This is a genomic window from Streptomyces sp. NPDC002088 (genome assembly GCF_040296605.1).
Classification (GTDB): domain Bacteria; phylum Actinomycetota; class Actinomycetes; order Streptomycetales; family Streptomycetaceae; genus Streptomyces.
On sequence record NZ_JBEOXO010000003.1, the window covers coordinates 321,973 to 345,748 of the forward strand.

Below are 23,776 nucleotides of genomic sequence, written 5' to 3' on the forward strand. Positions count from 1 at the left end.
TTCAACCCTTTACTCCGGTGAGCGTGACGCCCTCGACGAACGCTTTCTGGGCGAAGAAGAACACGAGGATCACGGGGGCCATGACCAGCACGGTGGCGGCCATGGTGAGGTTCCAGTCGGTGTGGTGGGCGCCCTTGAAGGACTCCAGGCCGTAGGACAGGGTCCAGGCGCCCGGGTTCTCGGAGGCGTAGATCTGCGGGCCGAAGTAGTCGTTCCAGGCGGAGAAGAACTGGAAGAGCGCGACGGCCGCGATGCCCGGCTTCGCCATCGGGATGACGACCTTCAGCAGGGTGCGGAGGTCGCTGCAGCCGTCGACCTTCGCCGCGTCCACGTACTCGTTCGGGATCGTCATCAGGAACTGGCGCAGCAGGAAGATGGAGAACGCGTCGCCGAACGCCAGCGGGATGATCAGCGGCCACAGCGTGCCCGACAGCCCCAGCTGCTTCGCCCAGAAAAGGTACATCGGGATGATGACGACCTGCGGGGGCAGCATCATCATCGAGATCACCAGCATGAGCGCCAGGTTCCGGCCGCGGAAGCGGAACTTGGCGAGCGCGTACGCCACCGGGATCGACGACACGACCGTCAGGACGGTGCCGAGACCGGCGTAGATCAGCGTGTTCTTCCACCAGGTCAGGAAGCCGGGTGTGTCGAAGACCTTCTTGTAGTTGGCCCATTCCCAGGTGCGCGGGATCAGGTCGCGGCTGAGTGCCTGGGTGTCGTTCATCAGCGAGGTCAGGAACACGAACACGAAGGGGAGGACGAAGAAGAGGGCGGCCGTGACGCCGAGGGAGTGCACCGCGATCCACTCCAGCACGGCCCGGCGCCGGGCCGTGCGCTCGGCGGGCGTGACCGGCGCCTTCAACTCCACCCGTTTGTCGAGTACTTGGGTCATGGTCAGTCACCTGCCTGGAAGAGACCGCCCCGGCGCCGCATCAGGAACGCGGTGAACACCATCGACAGGACGAAGAGAACGAGTGCCACCACGCACGCGGAGCCGTAGTCGAAGCGCTGGAAGCCGAGGTTGTAGACGAGCTGAGGGAGGGTGAGGGTCGACTTCTCCGGGTAGCCGGGCTCGAACTGCGTGCCCGCGCCCTGGATGACGCCCGAGGCGACCTTTCCCGCGATCAGCGGCTGGGTGTAGCACTGCATCGCCTGGATCACGCCGGTGACCACCGCGAACATCACGATCGGGGAGATGTTCGGGAGCGTGACGTAGCGGAAGCGCTGCCACGCCGACGCTCCGTCCAGCTCGGCCGCCTCGTACTGCTCCCTGGGTACGTCGAGCAGCGCGGCCATGAAGATGACCATGAGGTCGCCGACGCCCCACAGGAACATCAACGTGAGGGCCGGCTTGGACCAGGCGGGGTCGTTGAACCAGCCGGGCGCCGGGATGCCGATCTTCTCGAGGAGCGAGTTGACCGGTCCCGTACCGGGGTTGAGGAGGAAGGCGAAGGACATGGTGGCCGCGACGGGCGGGGCCAGGTACGGCAGGTAGAAGAGGGTGCGGAAGACGCCCGTACCCGTCTTGATCTTCGTGATGAGGAGGCCCACGCCGAGTCCGAAGACGACCCGCAGGCTCACCACGACGAGGACCAGCCACAGGGTGTTGCGCAGGGCGGGCCAGAAGAGGGGATAGTGCTGGAAGACGTACGTCCAGTTCTTCGTTCCGCTCCACGTCGGCGGCCTGAAACCGTCGTAGTGCATGAACGAGAAGTAGACCGTCGAGATCAGCGGGTACGCGAAGAAGACCGCGAAGCCGATCAGCCAGGGCGAGAGGAAGGCGAGGTTGCGAAGTGCCGCGCGGCGGTGCTTCGACGCCAGGGTGACGGTGCTCATCGCTGTGCTACTTCGCCTGCGCGATGTCCGTGTCGATCTGCTTGGCCGTCGCGGCCAGGCCCGACTCGAGGTCCTTCGTCTTACCGCTCTCGTAGTCGTAGCCGAACTGCTGGATCGTCACGAGGTACACACCGCCGTTGATCGAGGCGGGAGTCGTGGTCGAGTCCGGGTTCGCCGCGATGTCGAGGAAGGTCTTGAAACGCGGGTCGTACTTCAGCTTCGGCGACTTCAGGGCGGCCAGCGTGGAGGGGACGTTGTGGATGGCGTTGGAGAAGTTCACGACCGCGTCCGTGTCGGTGGTCATGTATTTCACCAGTTCCCAGGCCGCGTTCTGCTTCTTGCTGGTGGCGGCGATACCGGTGATCGTGCCGGTGATGTAGCCCTTGCCGTACTGGTCGGCCTGGTCGTCGGGCACGGGCAGCGGGGCGACGCCGATCTCGAAGTCCGGCTTGGCCTCCGTGGCCATGCCCAGACGCCACTCGCCGTCGAGCTGCATCGCGACCTGGCCGGTCTGGAACGGGTGCTTGGGGCCCCACTCGTCGCCCAGCGTGGAACGGAACTTCTCCAGCTTCTGGAATCCGCCGAGTTCGTCGACGAGCTTCTTCTGGAGCGTGAAACCGGCCGTGAAAGCGGGGTCCTTGGCCACGTTCGACTTTCCGCTGCTGTCGAAGTACGTCGGGGAGAACTGCCCGAAATAGTGATCGGTCGTCGACTCCCAGCCGTGGTAGTTCGGCATGAACCCGAGCTGTGCGTACGAGTCACCCTTGGCGATCGTCAACTTCTTCGCGTCGGCCTCGAATTCGGACCACGTCCTGGGCGGGTTCTTGATGCCGGCCTTCGCGAATGCCGTCTTGTTGTAGTAGAGCCCGTACGCGTCTCCCAGCAGCGGTGCCGCGCAGCGGTTGCCGTCGAACTGGGTGTACTCGTTCATCGCCTTCGGGAAGGTCGCCTCGGGGTCGATGCCGGACTTCTTGAAGAAGGGGTTGAGGTCGACCAGGGCGCCCGAGGAACAGAACTTGCCCACGTTGTTCGTGGTGAAGGAGGAGATCACGTCGGGCGCCTTGTCGCCGCCCGCCCGCAGCGCCTGGTTGATCTTGTCGTCGGTCATGTTGCCGACGACGTTGACGTGGATGTTGGGGTGTTCCTTCTCGAAGCCGGCGATCAGCGACTGCACGGCCTTGACCTCGGAGGGCGCGCTCCAGGCGTGCCAGAAGTTGATGGTCGTGTCCTTCGACGCGTCGTCGTTCGCGGCGGAACCGGACTGGCCGGTACAGGCGGTGGCGAGGAGTGCCAGGGACGCGGTCAGGGCAATGGCCGCTTTTCGGATGACGTCGGGCATGACTTCGGGCATGACGGGGTCTCCCTGGGGCGGGCGGGGTGAGGTGAGAGAGGAAGAAGTGGATCAGTGCGAGGTGTCGAAGACCTCGTCGCGGGTGGCCGCCAGCGCGCTCTCCAACGCGCCGCGCAGCACGGGGTGTTCGGTGACGGCGCCGACGAGGAGCCGGGGCCGGGCGGCGGCCAGCTCCTCCAGTTCGGCCTGGACCAGGGCCCGCAGCACCTCGCCACCGGCGGTGAGCGAGGCGCCGCTGAGGACGACGAGTTCGGGGTCGAGGACCGAGACGAGGGAGGCGAGACCGGTGGCGAGCCGGGTCGCGTACGTCTCCAGCAGCTGTCGGTGGAGGCCCTCGTCGGCCTCCGCCGCGCGGGCGACGACGGCGGCGGCGACCTCGGCGTACGGGCCCGTCGGGATCTCCGCGATGCCCAGTTCCCGGGCCAGCCGGGGGATGGCCTGCGAACCGGCCAGCTCCTGGTAGCCGCCGCTGTTGGCCTTGGTCACCTGGCGGACCAGGGGCGTGCCGGGCACCGGCAGGAAGCCGACCTCGCCGGCGCCGCCGGTCCAGCCGCGGTGCAGCCGTCCGCCGAGCACGAGGGCGGCACCCAGGCCCCCCTCGTTCCACAGCAGGACGAAGTCCTCGTGTCCGCGGGCCGCGCCCAAGTGCTGTTCGGCCACTGCGGCGAGGTTGACGTCGTTCTCGTACTCGACCGGCATCGGCAGGGCGGCGGCGAGTTCGTCGAGGAGGGCGGGGGCGTGCCAGCCGGGCAGGTGGGAGGCGTAGCGCAGCCGGCCGGTGTTGGGGTCGAAGGCGCCGGGGGTGCCGATGACGAGCCGGTGGACGTCGTCGCGGGTGAGACCGGCCGCCTTCACCGCGCCGTCGAGGGCGTCGGTCACCTGCTGGACGACGGACTTCGCCGACCGCCTGCCGGGGGTGGGCAGTTCGCAGGCGCCGACCGTGCGGCCGGTGATGTCGGCGACGGCGGCGTGGATGCGTTCGGGGGTGACGTCGAGTCCGGCGGCGTAGGCGGCGGCCGGGTTGACCTCGTACAGCTGGGCGCTGGGCCCGGGCCGCCCCCGGCTGGTGCCGGTGGCGAGGACGAGCCCCGCCGCCTCCAGCCGGGCCAGCAGCTGGGAGGCGGTCGGCTTGGACAGGCCGGTGAGTTTGCCGATCCGGGTGCGGGACAGTGGCCCGTGCTCCAGGAGGAGGTCGAGCGCGGCACGGTCGTTCATGGCGCGCAGGACGCGCGGGGTGCCCGGCGTACCGGCCGTTCCTGCCATGGGGTCGACACCTGCCTCTCAGCTGTCCAGCTTCCCAGTGACCTGGTGGGGAAGTCCATCCGTTGATCGTCGGTGAGCCCCGTCGAGCACTGTTAGGAAGGTTTCCTGTTCGGTGGCAGGAACGTAAGCCCGAGGGAAGCGGGCGTCAAGAGAAACCGCCCCCGAGGCAACGGAGTCGTTACCTGCGGGGGCGGCGGGGTGGTGCTTTGCCTTGCGGGTGTTACCTCACGTCTACGTAGTCGCCCGCGGCCGCCTTCGCGGCGGTGGTTGACGTACCGGCGAACGTGTACCGGTAGTACCCGTCGGCGGAGGCCTTGACCGTGCTGGACAGGGCCCCGGCCGTGCCGGAGGTCACCGTCTTCACGTTCTTGTAGGTGCTGCTGCTCTTGGCCCGGAACTGGAGGGTCACCGACTGGCCCTGGTAACCGGAGTACTTGCCGGTCTCCCAGTTGGCCCGGGTCAGCGCGCCCTTGACGGTGAGGGTCTTGCCCTTGGTCACCGGCTCCGGCGTGGCGTTGACGGTGAGCTTGGCCGCGCGCTTGACCTGGGCCGTGCCCAGGCCGCCCCACAGGTCGTAGCCGTAGTCGAAGCTGACGTGGCTGTCGGAGTCGTCGGTGTCCTGGTCGACGTGGCTGTAGAAGCCGGCGGCCTTCCAGGTGGTGGCGTCCGCTGCCTCGTACAGGCTGTCCTGCGGGTCGACGACGATCGTCTCCGTGCACGACGCGGTCACCGTGGTGTCCGTCGTGGCGGTGGTGGTGCAGGTCGGCGCGGACTCGGGGTCCAGGCCGTTGTCGGGCGACTTGAGCGTGCCGCGGTAGAGCGTGATGCCCGCGAACGTCGTCTTGTAGTCGATGTTCAGGTCGGACGGGCGGGTCAGGGTGTACGTCACCGGCACCTTCACCGTGGCGGTGGTGCCGACGACGATCGCCTTCCCCTTGTTGACGGTCACGTTGGCGAACGTCAGGTCGGGCGAAGCCGCCGACGCGATCGGCGCGGCCAGACCGGTCAGGGCCAGGGCACCGGTCAGGACGGTGCCTATGGCGAGCTTTCTCATCTATCCCCACATTCGAAACGGGCCCCTGGGCGTTGCGCTCCAGAACAAGGGCCCGCTGTGGGGGTGACCATATGTGATCACGGGTGTGGGGGGAACGCGGGTTTTCTATGAAGAGAATGAATTTCGATCGTGATGTGCGCCGGTCACGGATTCCTTGCTCATTCACAGGTTTCTGGCTTTTGATCTTTCCGTTCGTGACGTGACGTGATGCGCTGCGTCGCGTCACGTGCGTCGGGGAGGACGTGCTGTGCGGGACGGGTGCAGGGGAGGAAGGGCGATGGCGAGACTCGCGGTCGCGTTGTGGGGGACGGCTCTGGCGTGGCTCTCCTCGCTCGTGGGAACGCAGTTGTTCATCGGCCTGTTGCGGGACGGGTTCTCGTGGGGAGGGCTGGGCGAACAGGTCGTCGGCTGCCTCGTGGGGTTCGGGACGGTGAGCCTTGTGTGGGTGGCGGCGGCCTGTCTGTTCCTGCGGCGCCGGGCGCGCGGCGCCGGAATCCCGCTCACGGCCGAGGCACTTGAGGAACGCCAGGTGCTCGGCCTCCGCCCGGCACCGGGCGCGGACGGGCGGCACGAGCGGATCCTCGGCGAACTCCGGGCAGCGGACCGGGCGGCCCTCGTCGCGGAGCGCGGCGAGGAGGAGGTCTGGTTCCGCTGGCGCCTGGGCCGCGCCGGCCGTTCCGTCTGGGGCTCATTGACCTTCGACTCCGCGTCGGCGGCCGTCCTCCTCGACATCCGCGAGGAAGAGGGCGGCACGGGAGTGGCGGGCCTGCGGAAGGGGACCGCGTTCCTGGCGGTGTGCCAGATCGCCCGGGCGCTGGGGCTGGTCGCCGCAGGGGAACAGGATGAGCCCGGTGGCCCGAATCTGCCGCTTTCCTACGGCGGCTGAGCGGCTGCCACCTGACGGGTGCGCAGGGGGGTGCATCGTGGTCGTGCAGGTGAACCGGTCGGGCCGACACCCGGCCCGTACGGCGGGAGGCGGCGTCCGGAACTGCCCGGGCGCCGCCTCCTGTCGTAGTGCCTACTTGGTCGGAGCGGCCGGACGCGGCTGTGCGATCGGTGACGCCGCCGCCGACTGCGGAGACTCCGTGTTGGCGAAGACCGACGGGGCCGCGACCGCCGCGGTCGGGTCGGGGGCCGACTCCGCGTCCTCCGTGGCCGTCACGCCGCCCACGATGCGAATGTCGGCCGCGTCGAAGGCGCGCTTGACGCGCCAGCGGAGCTCGCGCTCGACGGTGAGGGACTTGCCGGGCATGGTCTTGGCGGAGACGCGGACCACCATCGAGTCGAGCAGGACGCTGTCCAGGCCGAGGACCTCGATCGGGCCCCACAGGAGCTCGTTCCAGGGCTCCTCCTTGCTCATCTTCTCGGCGACCTCGTCGAGCGTGGCCTTGACCCGGTCCAGGTCCTCCGAGGCGCGCACGGTCACGTCGACGCCGGCCGTGGCCCAGCCCTGGGAGAGGTTGCCGATGCGCTTGACCTCGCCGTTGCGGACGTACCAGATCTCGCCGTTGGCGCCGCGCAGCTTGGTCACGCGCAGGCCGACCTCGATCACCTCGCCGGAGGCGACGCCCGCGTCGATCGTGTCGCCGACGCCGTACTGGTCCTCGAGGATCATGAAGACGCCGGAGAGGAAGTCCGTGACCAGGTTGCGGGCGCCGAAACCGATGGCGACACCGGCGACACCGGCGGACGCCAGCAGCGGGGCCAGGTTGATCTGGAACGTGGACAGCACCATCAGCGCGGCCGTGCCCATGATCAGGAAGGACGCGACCGAGCGGAGCACCGAGCCGATCGCCTGCGAGCGCTGGCGGCGGCGCTCCACGTTGACCAGCAGCCCGCCCAGCGCCGTGCCGTCGACCGCCTCGACCGTGCGGCTCATGCGGTCTATCAGCTTGGTGATCGCCCGCCGCACCACCACTCTCAGCACCGCCGCGATCACCAGCACCAGCAGCACCCGCAGACCGATCGCGAGCCACGTCGACCAGTTCTGCTCGACCCAGCTGGCCGCGTTGGTCGCGCTCTCCTGGGCGTCCTGGAGCGATGGCACCTTCGGAGTCGTCGTCTCCGAAGGGGACGGAGACGGCGACGGCGACGAAGCGGCGGCCGCTAGAGCGGCGGGCAAGGACACGGCAGGTACCTCCAGGCGTGCAGCGGTCTGCCCCCGATGCGGCGGTCAGGGTCGTCAAGGTCGTCAAGGTCACGAAAGGGTCACCGGACGGGCAGACCCACCACACTAACGGGGCATCGTGTGTGGACCTCCGCGATGTTCAAAGGAGAGACCGTGCTCACCTGGGCTTGAACCTGCTGTGATCCGGGGGATGAATCAGGGTGTGGTCGAAAACACTCCCAGCCCGTTACCGGGACATGGTGGCGCGTTCACCAGGCATGAGGGGAGACTGACTGCAGATCGTCCCGGCGCGAGCCACGCGCCGCCGACGCACAAGGAGGCATCCGTGCCGCATGTCCTGGTCCTCAACGCGTCGTACGAACCACTCGGCGTCGTACCGCTCCGCCGCGCGCTCATACTCGTCCTCGAGAACAAGGCTGTCTGCCTCGAGGAATCCGGCGCCTTTATGCACAGCGCAACCGTCACAGTCCCCGCACCCAGCGTGGTCCGGCTCAAGCGATTCGTCCGGGTTCCCTATCGGGGGCCCGTTCCTCTCACCCGCCGCGCGCTCTTCGCCCGCGACGGGGGCCGGTGCATGTACTGCGGTGGCGTCGCAACCAGCGTCGACCACGTCATCCCGCGCAGCCGCGGGGGCAAGCACGTCTGGGACAACGTGGTGGCGTCCTGCCGCCGCTGCAACCACGTGAAGGCCGACCGGCACCTCTTCGAGATCGGCTGGCGGCTGCGCCACAATCCCGCTCCGCCCACCGGCCTGGCCTGGCGCATCATCGGGACCGGCCATAGGGACCCGCGCTGGCTGCCCTACTTGCAGCCGTTCGGCGCGGACGACGCCTTGGCCCGGATCGACGGCATCTCCGCCTGATGATCCGGGCTTTTGTGTTCGCGCTGCCCCCTTGATCCGGCCCTGGGAGTCCCCCGTACCCCCAGGGCCGGACGTTTCACGCGCGGCTCACGCGTAGCGCAGCTCCGTCGGGCGTACCGAGCGGCGCAGCAGGGGGAGCGAGGTGGCCGCCGCCAGCAGGCAGCAGGCGTACACCGCCAGCGGGACCAGCAGGGCCGCGTACGGCACGGCCCGGGTGCCGTACTCGGTGGAGACGGAGGCGTACCAGACGCCGATCGTCATGCCGCCGACGCCGGCCAGCAGGACCGCGGGTGCGAGCGGCAGCGCGGTCTCCAGCAGCAGTGCCCGGCCCAGCACCCGCTGCGGTACTCCGGCCGCGGTCTGCGCGGCCAGGCCACGGCGGCGGGTGGCCAGAGACTCGGCGACGCCGACGGCCAGAGCGCACAGGACGATCACGAGCCCGACGAGGACGCCGACCGCCGTGAGGTCGAGTCCCGTCGTGTAGAAGGCCATGTCCATACCGAGCCGGTGGCTGTGGCGCATCTCGTTCAGCTCGGCGAGCATCGTCTGCCGTACCCCGACGAAGCCCGTCCCCACGACCGTCACCAGCAGCACGGCCGCATGGGTGCGGGCCGCGGCCCACGGGTCGTCGCGCAGCCGTTCCGCCGCGATCAGCGGCGCCGCGGACCGGGCGCGGGGCGCGAGCAGCCGCCCGATGAGTCCGGCCGTCGCCCCGGCGAGCCACACCGTGCCTGCGCCGACCACGACGACCAGGCCGAACAGCGTCAGCGGCAGCCGCCCGTACCCTCGGCCCGGCCCACCCGAAGAGGTGCCGCCCAAGGCGGCCAGCGCCAGCAGGATCACAAGCAGCAGCCCGCCCAGGAACAGCAGGCCCGGCCCCCGCCCGGAGCTCGGGCGCACCCGGCGCACCCAGCCCAGCGGCGAGGCCACCACCCGGCGCAGCGCCAGGGCGCCCGCCGCCGCACCCAGCACCGGCACGCCCAGCGCGACCAGGGCCATCCCGGCCCAGGTCAGGGCGGTCGGCTCGGCCCACAGCCGCAGCAGCACCGGCACGGACACGGCGGTGGCGAGCGCCGATCCGAGCAGGCAGGCCAGCCCTGTCTCCAGCGCGGCGATCCGGCGCACCTGCCCGGGCGCGGCCCCGGCCAGCCGCAGCCCGGCCAGCCGCCGGTCGCGGTGCACCGCGCCGATACGGGCGCACTGGCCGAGGAGGCCGAGCACCGGAACCAGCAGGAGCAGCAGGCCGGCGATCACTCCGGAGCGCTCGCCGGGCTGGTCCAGCAACCCGTGCCCGACGGTGAAGCTGTACTGGCCCCGGAGGGAGGCCAGGGACACGGCCGCGAGCGCGAAGCCCGTCGCCAGTGCCGCCCCGGCCGCCGTGAGCCCGACCCGCCACCACTCCCGCCGGTCGGAACCCCGGGTGAGCTCCCAGGCCAGACGGATGTCGGTCCTTACCCACGTGCGGTCGGCTTCGCCCCTCACGCGGTCACCTCCGCCGGAAGCATGGTGCCGTCGCTGAGGCGCACCTCGCGGTCCGCGTACGCCGCCGTCTGGGCGTCGTGCGTGATGAGCAGGACCGCCGCGCCGGACTCGCGGGCCGTGTGCACCAGGGCCGTCATGACCTGTTCGCCGGCGAGGGAGTCCAGCGCCCCCGTGGGCTCGTCCGCGAAGACGACCTTCGGCCCGGTGACCAGGGCGCGGGCCAGGGCCACCCGCTGGGCCTGGCCGCCGCTCAGCTCACCCGGCCGCAGCTCCTGCCGCCCGCGCACTCCGAACCGCTCCAGCCACTCACCGGCCCGCTCCTGGGCCGTGGCCCGGGCGGTCCCGGCCAGCAGCAGCGGCAGCGCCACGTTGTCGAGCGCCGTCAGCTCCGGGATCAGCTGCCCGAACTGGAAGACGACACCGAAGTCGGTGCGGCGCAGCTCGCCCAGACGCTTCTCGGACAGCTGGTCGAGGCGCTCCCCGCCGTAGACCACGGAGCCTTCGTCCGGCCGCACGATCCCCGCCAGACAGTGCAGCAGCGTGGACTTCCCGCTGCCGCTGGCGCCCGTCACGGCGAGGATCTCGCCCGCGCGCAGTCCGACCGACGCGCCGCGCAGCGCCTCGTTCCCGCCGTGCGCCTTGACCAGGCCACGGGCCTGAAGAAGCGGCACGGGGGCCTCCCCCTTGATGTTCATGCTGCGTCGACCTCCGCGGTCAGAGTGATCAGCCGGGCCGCCGTGGTAGCCATCCAACGGAGGTCGGCGTCGAGGTGGTTGAGGGCGTAGTCCGCCGACAGCACGGTCGCCAGATCGGCGCCCGGGTCGGTCTTGACGGCGGTCAGCTGGCGCATCCGCTCCATGTGGGCGGCGCGCTGCGCCCCGAGGTAGGCGGCCGGGTCGCCGCCGGCCAGGATCGAGACGACGACCTTGGCGAAGATCTCGTTCGTCACGAAGGGCGCGGGCGGCGCGATCTCGCGGGCCCACTGGGCCAGTTCGCGCGAGCCTTCGTCCGTCGAGCGGTACGTCGTCCGCTCCGGGCCGCCGTCCGAGTCGGTCCCCTCGATCTCCGCGAGGCCGTCGCGGACCAGTCGCTGCAAGGTTGTGTAGACCTGCCCGTAGGCCAGCGGACGGGCCTGCGGGAAACGTTCGTCGTGGCGTCGCTTGAGGTCGTAGCCATGGCTCGGCCCTCCGGCGAGCAGCCCCAGCAGGATATGGCGGGTGCTCATGCCGATCATTATGCACTCGATATATGTACTGAGTGAATAGCGATCAGGAAAGTGTTCGGGGAAGCGGTCAGGGAAGCGGTCAGGAAACTCCGGCCGGGGGGCGCGGGGCAGCGAATCCCGGTATGGAATGTGACGACATGTACGTTGTCCACCTTCTGGACGTCTGCCGTCGCGCTCGGTGGGTAGGGCTGCGGTAACCCGTTCGGCGTCGTACGTACGCGACGTCATACGTACTCGACAAGGAGGCCCCCGTGGCCGCACCCACCCCCGCGTACCCGCTGCCCCCCGCCCCCTCCAAACGCGGGACCCTCTGCGCCTTCAGTGCGGAGAGGGCCTGCGCCGAGGCCCCGCTGACCAGCGAACCCCCGCTGCCCGACGCGGAGCCCCTGACCAGCGAGCCGCCGCTCGCCGCCGCGGACTCCGACGTCACGAGGCCGTAGATGACCGCACCCCGGCCGGCCGCGCCCCCCACCGAGGACCTGTCCAGGCTCGCCGCACTGCACGGCGTCGCCACCTCCTACAGTTCCTCCCCGGGCCGCACGGTCGAAGCCTCGGCCGCCGCGATCACCCGCGCCCTGGCCGCCCTCGGCGTCGACGCCGGCACCCCGGAGGCCGCCCGCGCCGCGCTCGCCGCCCGGGAGCGCGAACTGCGCGAACGGCTGTTGCCGCCCACCGTGGTCTGCTGGAGCGGCGGCACCCCGGAGGCCCTCGCCGCCCTCCCCGAGGGCACCCGGCTGCGCATCGAGACCGAACAGGGCGAGACCCGTGCCGCCGCCGAACAACTCCCGCCCGGCATCCATCAGTTGACGGCTACGGCACCCGACGGCCGTACGGCGCAGGCGCATCTCGTCGTCGCCCCGCCGCGCCTGCCCACGCCCAGGGGACGCTCGTACGGACTCCTCGTCCAGCTCTACTCCCTCCTCTCGCAACGCTCCTGGGGCATGGGCGACCTCGGCGACCTCGACGAACTCACCGCCTGGGCCGGACGCGCGCTCGGCGCCGGATTCGTCCAGGTCAACCCGCTGCACGCGGCCGTCCCCGGCCCGCCCGCCGACCCGTCCCCCTACCGGCCCTCCTCGCGCCGCTTCCCCGACCCGGTCCATCTGCGGGTCGAGAACGTTCCCGAGTTCGCCTACGTCGAGGACCGTGAGCGGGTCCGCTCGCTGCTGGAACGGGCCGCACGGCTGCGCGAAACGGTGCTGGAGAAGGGGGCGTTGATCGACCGGGACGCCGTGTGGGAGCTCAAGCGGGAGGCGCTGGAGCTGGTCCGGGACGTGCCGCTCGGACCCGGCCGGCGCGCCGCCTACTGCGACTTCCTCGCCGAGCAGGGCGAGGCCCTGGAGGACCACGCCACCTGGTGCGCGCTCGCGGAGGTGCACGGCTCGGACTGGAGCCGGTGGCCCGCCGGGCTGCGCGACCCCCGCTCGGCGCAGACCGCCCGCGCCCGCGCCGAGCTGATGGACCGCGTCGACTTCCACAGCCGCCTCGCCTGGCTCACCGACGCCCAGCTCACCGACGCCCAGCGCACCGCGCGCGAGGCCGGCATGCCGGTCGGGCTCGTGCACGACCTCGCCGTCGGCGTGCACCCCGGGGGCGCCGACGCCTGGGCGCAGCAGGAGTACTTCGCCCCCGGCATGTCGGTGGGCGCCCCGCCGGACGCCTTCAACGCCCGCGGCCAGGACTGGGGCCTGCCGCCCTGGCGCCCGGACCGCCTCGCCGAGTCCGGCTACGCCCCCTACCGCCGCCTCCTGCGCGCCCTGTTCCGCTACGCCGGCGCCCTGCGCATCGACCACGTCATGGGCCTGTTCCGGCTCTGGTGGGTCCCGCAGGGACTCCCGCCGACGGAGGGCACCTACGTCCGCTACGACGCCGAGGCCATGCTCGCCGTCCTGGTCCTGGAGGCCTCCCGGGCCGGCGCGATCGTGATCGGCGAGGACCTGGGCACCGTGGAGGCCGGGGTGCGCGAGGCGCTGCGCGAACGCGGGGTGCTCGGCACGTCGGTGCTGTGGTTCGAACGGGACTGGACGGGCGACGGCCGCCCCCTGCCCCCCGAACGCTGGCGCGCCGACTGCCTGGCCACCGCCACCACCCACGACCTGCCGCCCACCGCATCCCGCCTCACCGGGGACCACATCGAACTCCGCGACAGCCTGGGCCTGTTGACCCGCCCCCTGGAGGAGGCGAGGGCGGAGGCGGCCGCCGACACGGGGGAGTGGCTGGGCCTGCTCGCCCGGCTCGGTCTGCTGCGGGGCACCGGCGGAGGCATCGACGCCACCTCGGAGGGGGCCGAGGTCCAGGCCGTCCACCGCTTCCTGCTGCGCACCCCCGCCCGCCTCATCGGCGTCTGGCTCCCCGACGGCGTCGGCGACCGCCGCCCGCAGAACCTCCCCGGCACCTGGGACCAGTACCCGAACTGGCGCCTGCCGATCGCCGACGCCGAGGGCCGCCCGGTGACGCTGGAGGAACTGGCCGCGTCACCGCGGGTGCACGCGCTGATGGACGCGGTGCGGGAGGAGCGGGGCGGAGGTGGTCCATGGGAGAACGGAGGTGGTCCGCGGGAGAGCTGAGGGGACCGAGTCACCACGTACGGCACCCCCGGGCGCGCGACTCGCTCGGGCGTTCGCTACTTTGGCACTGTGGACAAGAAGAACGCCCTGCGCGCCGGCGCCCTGGCTGCCGGTACGACGCTGATGATGCTGCTCATGTCGTCCCCCGCGCTCGCGCTCGCTCGCGACGACGGCGACGACCCCGGCCCGGGCCTGAGCGTCATCGAGACGCTGGGCCTCTACGTCCTGGCCCCGCTCGTGCTGTTCGGGGTCATCGCGGGCCTGGTGATGGTCCTGGACAAGTCGAAGAACCGGCACTCGAAGGCCCCCGCGAAGGCCAAGGTGGGCGCGAAGGCCTGACGCGGGCCGACGCGACGTCCTGAACAGAGTTTCCCGAGGGCGCCGTCCTCGCCGTACGTACCGGCCGATGCCGTACGTGGGCGAGGAGGGCGCCCTCGGAGCGTTTCCGGGGTCCGGACGAGGCGGGATGGGGCCGGATGGGTCCGGACGGGGGCCCCGGCCGCGGGTCGGCCGCGGGTCGGCCGTGGGTCGGCCAGGGCCGGAACGAGGCTGGACCGGGGGCCCCGGCAGTGGGTCGGCCATGCGTCGGCCAGGGCCGGAACGAGGCCGGACCGGGGGCGCGCCCGCGGGCCGGACACGTCCTACGGGTGCGGGGCGGTCAGGTACCGCTGCACCGTGGGGGCCAGCCAGGCCGTGACCTCCTCGCGGGTGAGCGCGACGGCCGGCGGGATGCGCAGCACGTACCGGCTGAGCGCGAGCCCGAGCAGCTGGGTCGCGGCCAGCGCGGCCCGGGCGGGAACCTGCTCGGGGTCCGGGCAGACGGCGCGGGCGACCGGGAGGACCTGTTCGCGGAAGATGCCCTGCATGCGCTCGGCGCCGGACTGGTTGGTCGCGCCGACCCGCAGCAGGGCCGTGAGCACCTCGTTCTCCTCCCACATGGCGAGGAAGTGGGTCACCAGCGCCCGGCCGACCTCGTCACGGGGGAGCGTGCCCACGTCCGGCAGCGCCAGGTCGACGGAGACGGCCGCCGCGAAGAGGCCTTCCTTGTTGCCGAAGTAGCGCATCACCATGGACGGGTCGATGCCGGCGTCCTTGGCGATGGCGCGGATGGTGGCCCGCTCGTAGCCGTCGGCGGCGAAGCGCTCGCGGGCGGCGTCGAGGATGGCGGTGCGGGTGGCGTCGGAGCGGCGGCGTGCGGTGGGGGGCTGGGGGGAGTTGGGTTGCTGGAGGGACTTGCTGTCTGGCATGTCAACGAGCGTAGGCCAACGGTCGTAGGCCAACAAGCGTTCGCCAACAAGTGTTGACCCGATCGCGAGGCCCGCCCTACGGTAGACAACAAGCGTTGACCAACACTCGTTGGCCAACGAGTGTTGGCACTCACGTTCGGCACCCCAGGAGGCCAAGATGAACGGCACCGCCGGCACCACCCCCCGCCCCGTGATCGTCGTCGGCTCCGGCCCCACCGGCCTCCTCCTCGCCGGGGACCTCGCCACCGCCGGGGTCCCGGTCACCCTCGTCGAGAAGCGCCCGCACAAGATCAGCAACCTTTCCCGCGCGTTCGTCCTGCACGCCCGTACCCTCGAGCAGCTCGACGCCCGAGGCCTCGCCGACGACGTCGAGTCCGCCGGCCGTCCCCTCGACCGCCTCCGCCTCTTCGGCCGCCTCACCGTCGCCCTCGACACCCTTCCCTCCCGCTTCAACCACCTCCTCGTCATTCCGCAGTACGAGGTGGAGAAGGCCCTGGAGCGCCGTGCGGTCGCCGCCGGAGTGGACTTCCGGTACGAGGCCGAGGTCACCGGCCTGACCCAGGACGCGGACGGCGTGACGGTCGAGGTGCGCGGTCCCGCCGGGGAGCGGGAGTCGCTGCGGGCCGGGTACGTCGTCGGCACCGACGGGATGCGCAGCGCCGTGCGGGACGCGATCGGGCTGCCCTTCCCCGGCGAGTCGGTCATCCGTTCCGTCGTCCTCGCGGACGTGCGGCTGGCCGAGGAGCCCGAGTCGCTGCTCACCGTCAACGCCGTCGGTGACGCCTTCGCCTTCATCGCGCCCTTCGGTGACGGCTACTACCGTGTCATCGGCTGGAACCGCGCCCGCGATGTCCCCGACCACGAGCCCCTCGCCCTCGACGAGGTCAAGGAGATCGCCCGCCTCGCCCTCGGCCGCGACTTCGGTATGCACGACGCCCGCTGGATGTCCCGCTTCCACAGCGACGAACGCCAGGCGCCCGCCTACCGCGTCGGCCGCGTCTTCCTCGCCGGCGACGCCGCCCACGTGCACACCCCGGCCGGCGGCCAGGGCATGAACACCGGCCTGCAGGACGCGGCCAACCTGAGCTGGAAGCTCGCCCAGGTCGTCAACGGCCACGCGGAACCGGAGCTCCTCGACACCTACCAGGCCGAACGCCACCCCGTCGGCAAGGCGGTCCTGCGCAGCAGTGGCGGCATCGTCCGCCTCGCCATGGCCAAGCGCCCCTGGGAGCTGGCGCTGCGCGCCGGCCTCACCGCGTTCCTCGACGCCGCCGGCCCGGCCCGCCGCAAGGCGGTCGGCCAGATCACCGGCATCGGCTTCAGGTACGAGGCACCCAAGGGCTCCCACCGCCTCACCGGCACCCGCGTCCCCGACGTCGCCCTCGCCGACGGCACCCGCCTCTACGAGGCCCTGCGCGGCGGCCGGTTCGTGCTGATCACTCCGGAGGCGTACGAGGAGCAGGGCGCCCGCAAGGACCGGCTGGCCCTGGGCCGCTGGGCGAGCGACCGTCGTACGGCCCTGCTGGTGCGGCCCGACGGATACGTCGCCTGGGCGGCCGACTCCGCCGACCCGGCCGCGATCGAGGCAGCGCTCGCCGCCCACGTCGGCCAGTAGGCGCGCCCAGCACCCGGCCCACCGCGGGCGCGCCCTCCCCGCCCTGTCGCTGCGGGACGCCGCCGGGGGGTGCCGGCGGAGAGGTGCCCCGACACGAGGCGGCCTTGACACCCCTGTTCACCGGGACGACTCTTGCCTGCTGTGCCAATTACCTTGCCCACTAGCCAAGTTGGACCGAAGGGGCGCGCGTTGTATCCGTCCGTCGCTGAACTGGAGCGTCAGGCAAGCGCGTTGGTGGCGGCGGCGCCCGGGGTGCTGCGGCTGCGTGCCGTGGGTGAGAGCCGGGCCGGACGTCCGCTGTGGCTGCTGTCCGCCGGGCACGGGGAGCGGCAGATCCTCACCGTCGCCGGCGCGCACGCCAACGAGCCGGTGGGCGGGGCCTCCGCACTCCGCCTCGCCAGGCTGTTCGCGCGCGGACCGCGGGCGCTCGACCGGCTCGGCTGCACCTGGCACTTCCTGCTGTGCCTCGACCCCGACGGGGCCCACCTCGCGCAGGGCTGGGCGCCGGAGGAGCCGGAACCCTCCCTGGAGCGGTGCCACCGTCACTTCTACCGGCCGGCGTTCGCCCGCCAGCCGGAGTCCCTGCCCGCGCCGGGCGAGAAGCGGGAGTTGCTGCCCGAGTCGGCGGCGCTCGTACGGCTGCTGGACGAGCTGAAGCCGGTGGCTCAGTTCACGCTGCACGGCATCGAGTTCGGCGGCGCCTTCGCGATGCTGACGCGGGAGGTCGCCGGTGCGGCGCGTGCCATCCGGGAGACAGCGGCGTTCCTGCGTATCCCCCTCGACGACCACCCCTGTGACGGCCCCGACTGGCACCCCGATCCGCCCGGTGTGCTGCTGCTGCCCGCCGACCGGGCCGGAAGCGAACGCGACCCGAGCGGTTTCGTCGCCGGGAGCACCTGGCTGTACCCCCTGCGCCACCGCACCCTGACCGCTCTGATCGAGGCGCCCGCCTGGGCCGTCCCGGCGGTGAGCGACGCCCGTCCCGCAGCCGACCCGGAACGGGAGGTCGCACGAGTCGGCGAACTGCTCCTGGCCCGCACGCGCGAACTCACGGCAGTACTGTCCGAACGCCCGGCCGCCCCCGTCCCCGAGGACCTGGCACCCCTGCGCGACGCCGCCGCAGAACTCCTCGACGTGGCACCGTCGATCGTCGACACCTGGGCGGCGGAAGAACTCAGCGGTTCCCGTGGCCACTTCGCGACCCTCGGCATCGCCGCCCGCCGCATCCCGCTGCGCATCGCGGCCATGACCCGCCGAACCCTCGCCCGCACCGACCCCCGGACGGCCGCAGCCCTCGCCGGCCTGGTGCGCGAGTGGTGCCAGGAGCTCACCAAGACCTACGACCTGCGCTGGGTACCCGTGTCCGCCCAGACCGGACTGCACGTACGAACGATGATCGACATCGCCCGGCGGGTGTGCCCGGAGGGCGGGTGACCGACCTGGTCACCCGCCCTCCGTCAGCACCGGCCAGGACGAACTAGGACGCGGCCGCGTCCGCCGCCTGTGCCTTCAGCGCGCGCTCGACGCCCGAGCGGGACTCCGAGATCAGACGGCGCAGGGCCGCGCCGGGCTCGGCGGAGGCCAGCCACTCGTCGGTCTTGCGCAGGGTCTCCTCGGAGACCTGGATCGACGGGTAGAGGCCGATCGCGATCTGCTGGGCCATCTCGTGCGAACGGGAGTCCCAGACACCCTTGACCGCCTCGAAGAAGCGGTCGGTGTACGGGGCGAGCAGCTCGCGTTGGTCGGTCTGGACGAAACCGCCGATGACCGCCTCCTGGAGGGCGTTCGGAAGCTTGTCGGACTCGACGACCGACGCCCACGCCTCCGCCTTGGCCTCCTCGGTCGGGCGGGCGGCCCGGGCGGTCGCCGCGTGGCGCTCACCAGCGGCCGTCTTGTCCCGCTCGTACTCGGCCGCGATCTCCGACTCGTCGAACCGGCCGACCGCCGCGAGGCGCTCCACGAACGCCCAGCGCAGCTCCGTGTCGACGGCCAGGCCCTCGACCGACTGCGAACCGTCCAGCAGCGCCTCGAGCAGGTCCAGCTGCTCCGGCGTACGGGCCGTCGCCGCGAACGCCCGCGCCCAGGCCAGCTGGTGGTCGCTGCCCGGCGTGGCCGCCTGGAGGTGGGCCAGTGTCGCCTCCGTCCAGCGGGTCAGCAGGGCCTCGCGGGCCGTCGGGTCGGCGTACAGGTCGATCGCCAGCTTCGCCTGGCGCTGCAGCGACTGCACGACACCGATGTCGGACTCCTTGCCGATGCCGGACAGCACCAGGGACAGGTAGTCGCGGGTGGCGAGCTCCCCGTCGCGGGTCATGTCCCAGGCCGACGCCCAGCACAGGGCGCGCGGCAGCGACGACTCGAAGTCGCCCAGGTGCTCCGTCACGAACGCCAGGGACTCCTCGTCCAGGCGGACCTTCGCGTACGACAGGTCGTCGTCGTTGAGCAGGATCACGTCCGGGCGGCGCTTGCCGACCAGCTGCGGTACGGCCGTCAGCTCGCCGTCGACGTCCAGCTCGACGCGCTCGTCGCGCACCAGCTTGCCGCTGCCCCCCTCCGAACTGTCCAGGTCGTACAGGCCGACCGCGATGCGGTGCGGGCGCAGAATCGGCTCGCCCTTGGCGCCGGCGGGGAGCGCCGGGGCCTCCTGGCGGATGGCGAAGGAGGTGATGACTCCGTCCGCGTCCGTCTCGATCTCGGGACGGAGGATGTTGATGCCGGCCGTCTCCAGCCACTTCTTCGACCAGGTCTTCAGGTCACGCCCCGAGGTCTCCTCCAGGGCGCCCAGCAGGTCGGACAGGCGCGTGTTGCCGTACGCGTGGCGCTTGAAGTACGCCTGCACGCCCGCGAAGAACTCGTCCATGCCGACGTACGCGACGAGCTGCTTCAGCACGCTCGCGCCCTTGGCGTACGTGATGCCGTCGAAGTTGACGAGCACGTCGTCGAGGTCGTTGATCTCGGCCATGATCGGGTGGGTGGACGGCAGCTGGTCCTGCCGGTACGCCCACGTCTTCATGGAGTTGGCGAAGGTGGTCCAGGAGTGCGGCCACCGCGACTCGGGGTGGTACGCCTGGCAGGCGATGGACGTGTAGGTGGCGAACGACTCGTTCAGCCACAGGTCGTTCCACCACTCCATGGTGACCAGGTCGCCGAACCACATGTGGGCCAGCTCGTGCAGGATCGTCTCCGCGCGCACCTCGTACGCCGCGTCCGTCACCTTCGACCGGAAGACGTACTGGTCGCGGATGGTCACCGCACCCGCGTTCTCCATCGCGCCCGCGTTGAACTCCGGCACGAAGAGCTGGTCGTACTTCTTGAAGGGGTACGCGTAGTCGAACTTCTCCTGGAGCCAGTCGAAGCCCTGCCGGGTCACCTCGAAGATCGCGTCCGAGTCGAGGAACTCGGCGAGGGAGGGACGGCAGTAGATGCCGAGCGGCACGCTCTGCCCGTCCTTCTCGTACACGCTGTGCACCGAGTGGTACGGGCCGACGATCAGCGCCGTGATGTACGTCGAGATCCGCGGCGTCGGCTCGAAGGCCCAGACGTCGTCCTTGGGCTCGGGCGTCGGCGAGTTGGAGATGACGGTCCAGCCGGTCGGCGCCTTCACGGTGAACTGGAAGGTGGCCTTCAGGTCCGGCTGCTCGAAGGAGGCGAAGACGCGACGGGCGTCCGGCACCTCGAACTGGGTGTACAGGTAGGCCTGCTCGTCGACCGGGTCGACGAACCGGTGCAGACCCTCGCCGGTGTTGGTGTACGCGCAGTCGGCGACGACCCGCAGGACGTTACGCCCCTCCAGCAGGCCCGGCAGCGCGATCCGGGAGTCCTTGAAGACCTCGGCCGCATCGAGCGGGTCGCCGTTGAGCGTGACCTCGTGGACGGCCGGGGCCACCAGGTCGATGAAGGACTCCGTGTTGCCTTCGGCGACGTCGAAGCGCACCGTGGTCACGGACCGGTAGGTACCGCCCTCCTGAGCGCCGGAGAGGTCGAGATCGATCTCGTATGAGTCAACGGTGAGCAGCTTCGCCCGCTGCTGCGCCTCTTCGCGAGTCAGGTTTGTGCCAGGCACGCGGTCATCTCCTCGTTATGTGTGGGTTGCGTCATCCTTCCACGGGACCCGTACGGAATGCGATGTCCAAAACCCGCCGGTGAGGAGCCGTCACGGGCGTGAACCTTGACGACATGACGCAGTACACCGCACGGCCTGTCGAGCCGGCCGTCCTGAAGCAGCTCGGAATCTTGATGACGCGGGGCGTCCGATGGCGCCCTTCACCGACCACGAGGGCGGTGCCCCGCTGCGCTGCTGCCTGCGCCGCAGCGCGCCCGGCACCCCGCTCGAGCGAAGCCGAGAGTGGGGGAGGATCGCCCTGGTCTCGTACGCCCCGCTGCGCCGCTGGGCGGCCGGGACGGGCGCCGATCCGGGGGCCTACGACGAGCAGGGCCCCGTCTTCATCCACGCGCAGGAATGCCCGGGGCCGGACGGCGACGCCCTCCCCTTCGCCCAGGCGCACCGCACGGTCCGCCGCTACTCCGCCGACGGGCACATCCTGGGCGGCCGGCTCGTGCAGCCCCCGGACTCCTTCGACGAGGCGTTCACGGAGGCCTTCGCCGACCCCGCGGTGGCTCTCGTCCAGGTGCGGGCCGTGGAGTACGGGTGCTTCCTGTACGAGGTGCGCAGAGGGCGGACATAGGGGTGTTCGCCAGGGGTGTTCGCCCCCGCCGTCAGCCGCCCACCGCGATGCGCCAGGGGCCGTCGGCACCTATGCGCAGCAGGCCCGGCCCCTGGACGGGGGCCAGTACGTCGAGGCGACCGACCTCGTTGACGAGGAGGTCCTCGTCGTCGCCGGGCCAGTCGGGGTCGGCGGACTCGACGTGGTGCCAGACGGTGAAGTTGCTCTCGCCCTGGTGAGTGAAGGAGAGAACGCCCGCAGGACCGTCGTACACCAGCAGATCGGGACCCCGGCCATGGAGTGTGTGCTCGAGGCGCCGGGCCTGACCTAGGGGAAGCACCCGCAGCGTCCAGGGAGTGTCGGCCTCCACGCTCAGGGACAGCGGCCGGTTCTGCGGAACGGACGCCACCGTCCGTCCGTGCACCTCGTCCTCGTAGGCATCGAGCAGCGACACGTCCGTACGCCCGTACTCGTCGCACGAGTACACGCTGACCGAAATGCTGTCGTGGCACTCGATCTCGACGACCACACGCCCACCGGACGGAAGGGACGCGGGACACGTGACGCGCTGCTTGCCCGAGCCCTGGTGGACAAAGGGCGGGAACGCGAACGCGAGGCCGTCCAGGATGCCCCGCGCCGGGGCGGTCGGCGGGCTCGGCGGGCTCGGCACGTCCTGGACGGTGCTCTCGTCGTCCTCGACGCTGATCCCGAAGTCCGTCGCCAGTCCGGCAAGTCCCGAGTCGTAGCCCTGACCCACCGCGCGGAACTTCCAGCCGCCGTTTCTGCGGTAGAACTCCCCGAAGACGAACGCCGTTTCCGTCGACGCGTCGCCGATCGAGAAGGACGCGACGGGCGAGCCCTCGGGGAGGCCGACCCGGACGTCGAGCTTCGGTACCTGCCCGAACGTTCCTCCGTCGGCGGAGGCGGCCACCACGACGCGGTCCACCGCGGGCTCGACGGTCGCCAGGTCCAGCCAGATCCAGTCGGCGGTCGCCCCGTCGGCTCCCTGCGCCTTGCCCAGGTGACGCACGGTGCCCGAGGGATGCTCACGCTGGTTGTAGAAGACGAGGTCCGCGTCGGAGCGGACGCGGCCGGTCGCGTCGAGCAGCAGGGCCGAGACGTCCACGTCCGGAACGCCGGGACCCTGCTGCCAGGTCACTGCCACCTGAAGAACCGCTGCGGGAACGGGCAGGTTTCCGCCCTTGGCCATCTCCGTCATGGCGTGATCGTCACATAAACCACACCGTCCGGGGAGTGGTTCGCAGAGGTCGCCGAGAGGACGCGGAAAGGGTGCGCGAAAAGGGCGCGCAAGAAGGAGGGCGGGGCACCGTGTCGGTGCCCCGCCCCGCCTGCCGTGTTCGCGGGTGTCAGCCCTTGAGCTCGTTGAGTTCGGCCGCGACCAGCTCCGCGATCTGCACCGCGTTCAGCGCGGCGCCCTTGCGGAGGTTGTCGTTGGAGACGAACAGGGCGAGGCCGTGCTCGACCGTCTCGTCGGTGCGGATGCGGCCGACGTACGAGGCGTCCTGGCCGGCGGCCTGGAGGGGGGTCGGGATCTCGGAGAGGGTCACGCCGGGGGCGCCGGCCAGCAGCTCCGTCGCGCGCTCCACGCCGATCGGGCGGGCGAAGCGGGCGTTGACCTGGAGGGAGTGGCCGGAGAAGACCGGAACGCGCACGCACGTGCCGGAGACCTTCAGCTCCGGGATCTCCAGGATCTTGCGGGACTCGTTGCGGAGCTTCTGCTCCTCGTCCGTCTCGTTCAGACCGTCGTCGACGATGGAGCCGGCGAGGGGGAGCACGTTGAAGGCGATGGGGCGCTTGTAGACCTGCGGCTCGGGGAAGTCGACCGCCTCGCCGTCGTGGGTGAGCTTGTCGGCGTCGGCGACGACCTTGAGCGCCTGGCCGTGCAGCTCGGCCACGCCGGCGAGACCGGAGCCGGAGACCGCCTGGTAGGTGGCGACGACGAGGGCCTCCAGGCCCGCCTCCTCGTGCAGCGGCTTCAGGACCGGCATCGCGGCCATCGTCGTGCAGTTCGGGTTGGCGATGATGCCCTTGGGGCGGTCGGCGATCGCGTGCGGGTTGACCTCGGAGACGACGAGGGGGACCTCGGGGTCCTTGCGCCAGGCGGAGGAGTTGTCGATCACGACGGCGCCCTGGGCGGCGACCTTCTCGGCCAGCGCCTTCGAGGTCGCGCCGCCCGCGGAGAAGAGGACGATGTCCAGGCCGGAGTAGTCGGCGGTCGCCGCGTCCTCCACCGTCACGCCGTCCAGGACGGTCCCCGCCGAGCGGGCCGACGCGAACAGGCGCAGCTCGCTGACCGGGAAGTTCCGCTCCTTGAGGATCCTGCGCATGACCGTGCCGACCTGACCGGTGGCTCCGACGATTCCGACCCTCACGGCGACTCCCTCTGCGTGCTTTTACTCGTGTGTAACTGATGGGGGGTATTTCCATCATGCCGACCCCGGCCCGCCTGTCCAATTCTTTG

General features: G+C 71.1%; 20 protein-coding genes and 1 pseudogene. 8 read left to right on the forward strand and 13 right to left on the reverse strand.

What is annotated here, in order from left to right:
• Position 1: 1 nt before the first annotated feature.
• The 5 genes from ABT114_RS08775 to ABT114_RS08795 form a co-directional block, all read right to left on the reverse strand.
• On the reverse strand, positions 2 to 895 hold the full coding sequence (locus ABT114_RS08775; RefSeq protein WP_351140090.1) for a carbohydrate ABC transporter permease: 894 nt from the start codon (positions 893 to 895) through the stop codon (positions 2 to 4).
• A gap of 2 nt (positions 896 to 897) precedes the next feature.
• Positions 898 to 1,839: a carbohydrate ABC transporter permease gene (locus ABT114_RS08780; RefSeq protein ID WP_351140092.1), complete on the reverse strand. Its 942-nt coding sequence runs from the start codon at positions 1,837 to 1,839 to the stop codon at positions 898 to 900.
• Positions 1,840 to 1,846: 7 nt separating this feature from the next.
• Positions 1,847 to 3,178, reverse strand: a complete 1,332-nt coding sequence (locus ABT114_RS08785) for an ABC transporter substrate-binding protein (RefSeq protein ID WP_351140550.1) — start codon at positions 3,176 to 3,178, stop codon at positions 1,847 to 1,849.
• Positions 3,179 to 3,241: 63 nt separating this feature from the next.
• Complete coding sequence (locus ABT114_RS08790) at positions 3,242 to 4,453, reverse strand: ROK family transcriptional regulator (RefSeq protein ID WP_351140094.1); 1,212 nt, start codon at positions 4,451 to 4,453, stop codon at positions 3,242 to 3,244.
• Between the two features lie 220 nt (positions 4,454 to 4,673).
• A complete protein-coding gene (locus tag ABT114_RS08795; protein ID WP_351140096.1) occupies positions 4,674 to 5,507 on the reverse strand; it encodes a hypothetical protein in 834 nt (277 codons plus the stop codon).
• A 277-nt stretch (positions 5,508 to 5,784) separates the two neighbouring features.
• On the opposite strand from ABT114_RS08795, the gene ABT114_RS08800 reads away from it, so the two are divergent.
• Positions 5,785 to 6,393, forward strand: a complete 609-nt coding sequence (locus ABT114_RS08800; RefSeq protein ID WP_351140098.1) for a hypothetical protein — start codon at positions 5,785 to 5,787, stop codon at positions 6,391 to 6,393.
• A gap of 132 nt (positions 6,394 to 6,525) precedes the next feature.
• Here ABT114_RS08800 and ABT114_RS08805 read toward each other — a convergent pair whose 3' ends face one another.
• Positions 6,526 to 7,635 (reverse strand): mechanosensitive ion channel family protein, encoded by a 1,110-nt coding sequence (locus ABT114_RS08805; protein WP_351140101.1) that lies wholly within the window; start codon positions 7,633 to 7,635, stop codon positions 6,526 to 6,528.
• 325 nt (positions 7,636 to 7,960) lie between these two features.
• Between ABT114_RS08805 and ABT114_RS08810 the strand changes: the two genes are divergently transcribed.
• The gene (locus ABT114_RS08810) at positions 7,961 to 8,497 is read left to right on the forward strand and encodes an HNH endonuclease (protein WP_351140103.1); all 537 of its coding nucleotides are present in this window, start codon (positions 7,961 to 7,963) and stop codon (positions 8,495 to 8,497) included.
• Positions 8,498 to 8,584: 87 nt separating this feature from the next.
• Here the strand turns inward: ABT114_RS08810 and ABT114_RS08815 are convergent, their stop codons facing one another.
• The 3 genes from ABT114_RS08815 to ABT114_RS08825 are packed head-to-tail and all read right to left on the reverse strand — an operon-like array spanning position 8,585 to position 11,204.
• Positions 8,585 to 9,979 (reverse strand): FtsX-like permease family protein, encoded by a 1,395-nt coding sequence (locus tag ABT114_RS08815; RefSeq protein ID WP_351140105.1) that lies wholly within the window; start codon positions 9,977 to 9,979, stop codon positions 8,585 to 8,587.
• Positions 9,976 to 10,674, reverse strand: coding sequence for an ABC transporter ATP-binding protein (locus tag ABT114_RS08820; RefSeq protein ID WP_351140107.1), 699 nt, complete (start codon positions 10,672 to 10,674; stop codon positions 9,976 to 9,978). The genes ABT114_RS08815 and ABT114_RS08820 overlap by 4 nt, the downstream gene beginning before the upstream one ends.
• A complete protein-coding gene (locus tag ABT114_RS08825) occupies positions 10,671 to 11,204 on the reverse strand; it encodes a PadR family transcriptional regulator (protein WP_351140109.1) in 534 nt (177 codons plus the stop codon). The genes ABT114_RS08820 and ABT114_RS08825 overlap by 4 nt, the downstream gene beginning before the upstream one ends.
• A 251-nt stretch (positions 11,205 to 11,455) precedes the next feature.
• Between ABT114_RS08825 and ABT114_RS08830 the strand changes: the two genes are divergently transcribed.
• The 3 genes from ABT114_RS08830 (at position 11,456) to ABT114_RS08840 (ending at position 14,110) form a co-directional block, all read left to right on the forward strand.
• On the forward strand, positions 11,456 to 11,644 hold the full coding sequence (locus ABT114_RS08830; RefSeq protein ID WP_351140570.1) for a hypothetical protein: 189 nt from the start codon (positions 11,456 to 11,458) through the stop codon (positions 11,642 to 11,644).
• Positions 11,645 to 13,771: a 4-alpha-glucanotransferase gene (malQ, locus tag ABT114_RS08835; protein ID WP_351140111.1), complete on the forward strand. Its 2,127-nt coding sequence runs from the start codon at positions 11,645 to 11,647 to the stop codon at positions 13,769 to 13,771. It begins immediately after the preceding gene.
• A gap of 69 nt (positions 13,772 to 13,840) precedes the next feature.
• Positions 13,841 to 14,110, forward strand: a complete 270-nt coding sequence (locus ABT114_RS08840; protein ID WP_351140113.1) for a hypothetical protein — start codon at positions 13,841 to 13,843, stop codon at positions 14,108 to 14,110.
• Between the two features lie 302 nt (positions 14,111 to 14,412).
• Here the strand turns inward: ABT114_RS08840 and ABT114_RS08845 are convergent, their stop codons facing one another.
• Positions 14,413 to 15,018 carry a TetR/AcrR family transcriptional regulator gene (locus ABT114_RS08845; protein WP_351140116.1) on the reverse strand — a complete coding sequence of 202 codons (606 nt, stop codon included), beginning with the start codon at positions 15,016 to 15,018 and terminating at the stop codon, positions 14,413 to 14,415.
• Positions 15,019 to 15,175: 157 nt separating this feature from the next.
• Between ABT114_RS08845 and ABT114_RS08850 the strand changes: the two genes are divergently transcribed.
• Together ABT114_RS08850 and ABT114_RS08855 are read left to right on the forward strand one after the other, a co-directional pair.
• Positions 15,176 to 16,633 carry an FAD-dependent monooxygenase gene (locus tag ABT114_RS08850; RefSeq protein ID WP_351140118.1) on the forward strand — a complete coding sequence of 486 codons (1,458 nt, stop codon included), beginning with the start codon at positions 15,176 to 15,178 and terminating at the stop codon, positions 16,631 to 16,633.
• Positions 16,634 to 16,822: 189 nt separating this feature from the next.
• Positions 16,823 to 18,067, forward strand: coding sequence for a M14 family zinc carboxypeptidase (locus ABT114_RS08855; protein WP_351140120.1), 1,245 nt, complete (start codon positions 16,823 to 16,825; stop codon positions 18,065 to 18,067).
• Positions 18,068 to 18,110: 43 nt separating this feature from the next.
• Here the strand turns inward: ABT114_RS08855 and pepN are convergent, their stop codons facing one another.
• The gene (gene pepN / locus ABT114_RS08860; RefSeq protein WP_351140122.1) at positions 18,111 to 20,693 is read right to left on the reverse strand and encodes an aminopeptidase N; all 2,583 of its coding nucleotides are present in this window, start codon (positions 20,691 to 20,693) and stop codon (positions 18,111 to 18,113) included.
• A 113-nt stretch (positions 20,694 to 20,806) separates the two neighbouring features.
• Between pepN and ABT114_RS08865 the strand changes: the two are divergent.
• A pseudogene (locus tag ABT114_RS08865) lies at positions 20,807 to 21,315 on the forward strand (DUF1203 domain-containing protein).
• Between the two features lie 31 nt (positions 21,316 to 21,346).
• Here ABT114_RS08865 and ABT114_RS08870 read toward each other — a convergent pair.
• Both ABT114_RS08870 and ABT114_RS08875 read right to left on the reverse strand, forming a co-directional pair.
• Complete coding sequence (locus ABT114_RS08870; protein ID WP_351140124.1) at positions 21,347 to 22,513, reverse strand: TerD family protein; 1,167 nt, start codon at positions 22,511 to 22,513, stop codon at positions 21,347 to 21,349.
• Positions 22,514 to 22,661: 148 nt separating this feature from the next.
• Positions 22,662 to 23,687 (reverse strand): aspartate-semialdehyde dehydrogenase, encoded by a 1,026-nt coding sequence (locus ABT114_RS08875; RefSeq protein WP_351140126.1) that lies wholly within the window; start codon positions 23,685 to 23,687, stop codon positions 22,662 to 22,664.
• Between the last annotated feature and the right edge of the window lie 89 nt (positions 23,688 to 23,776).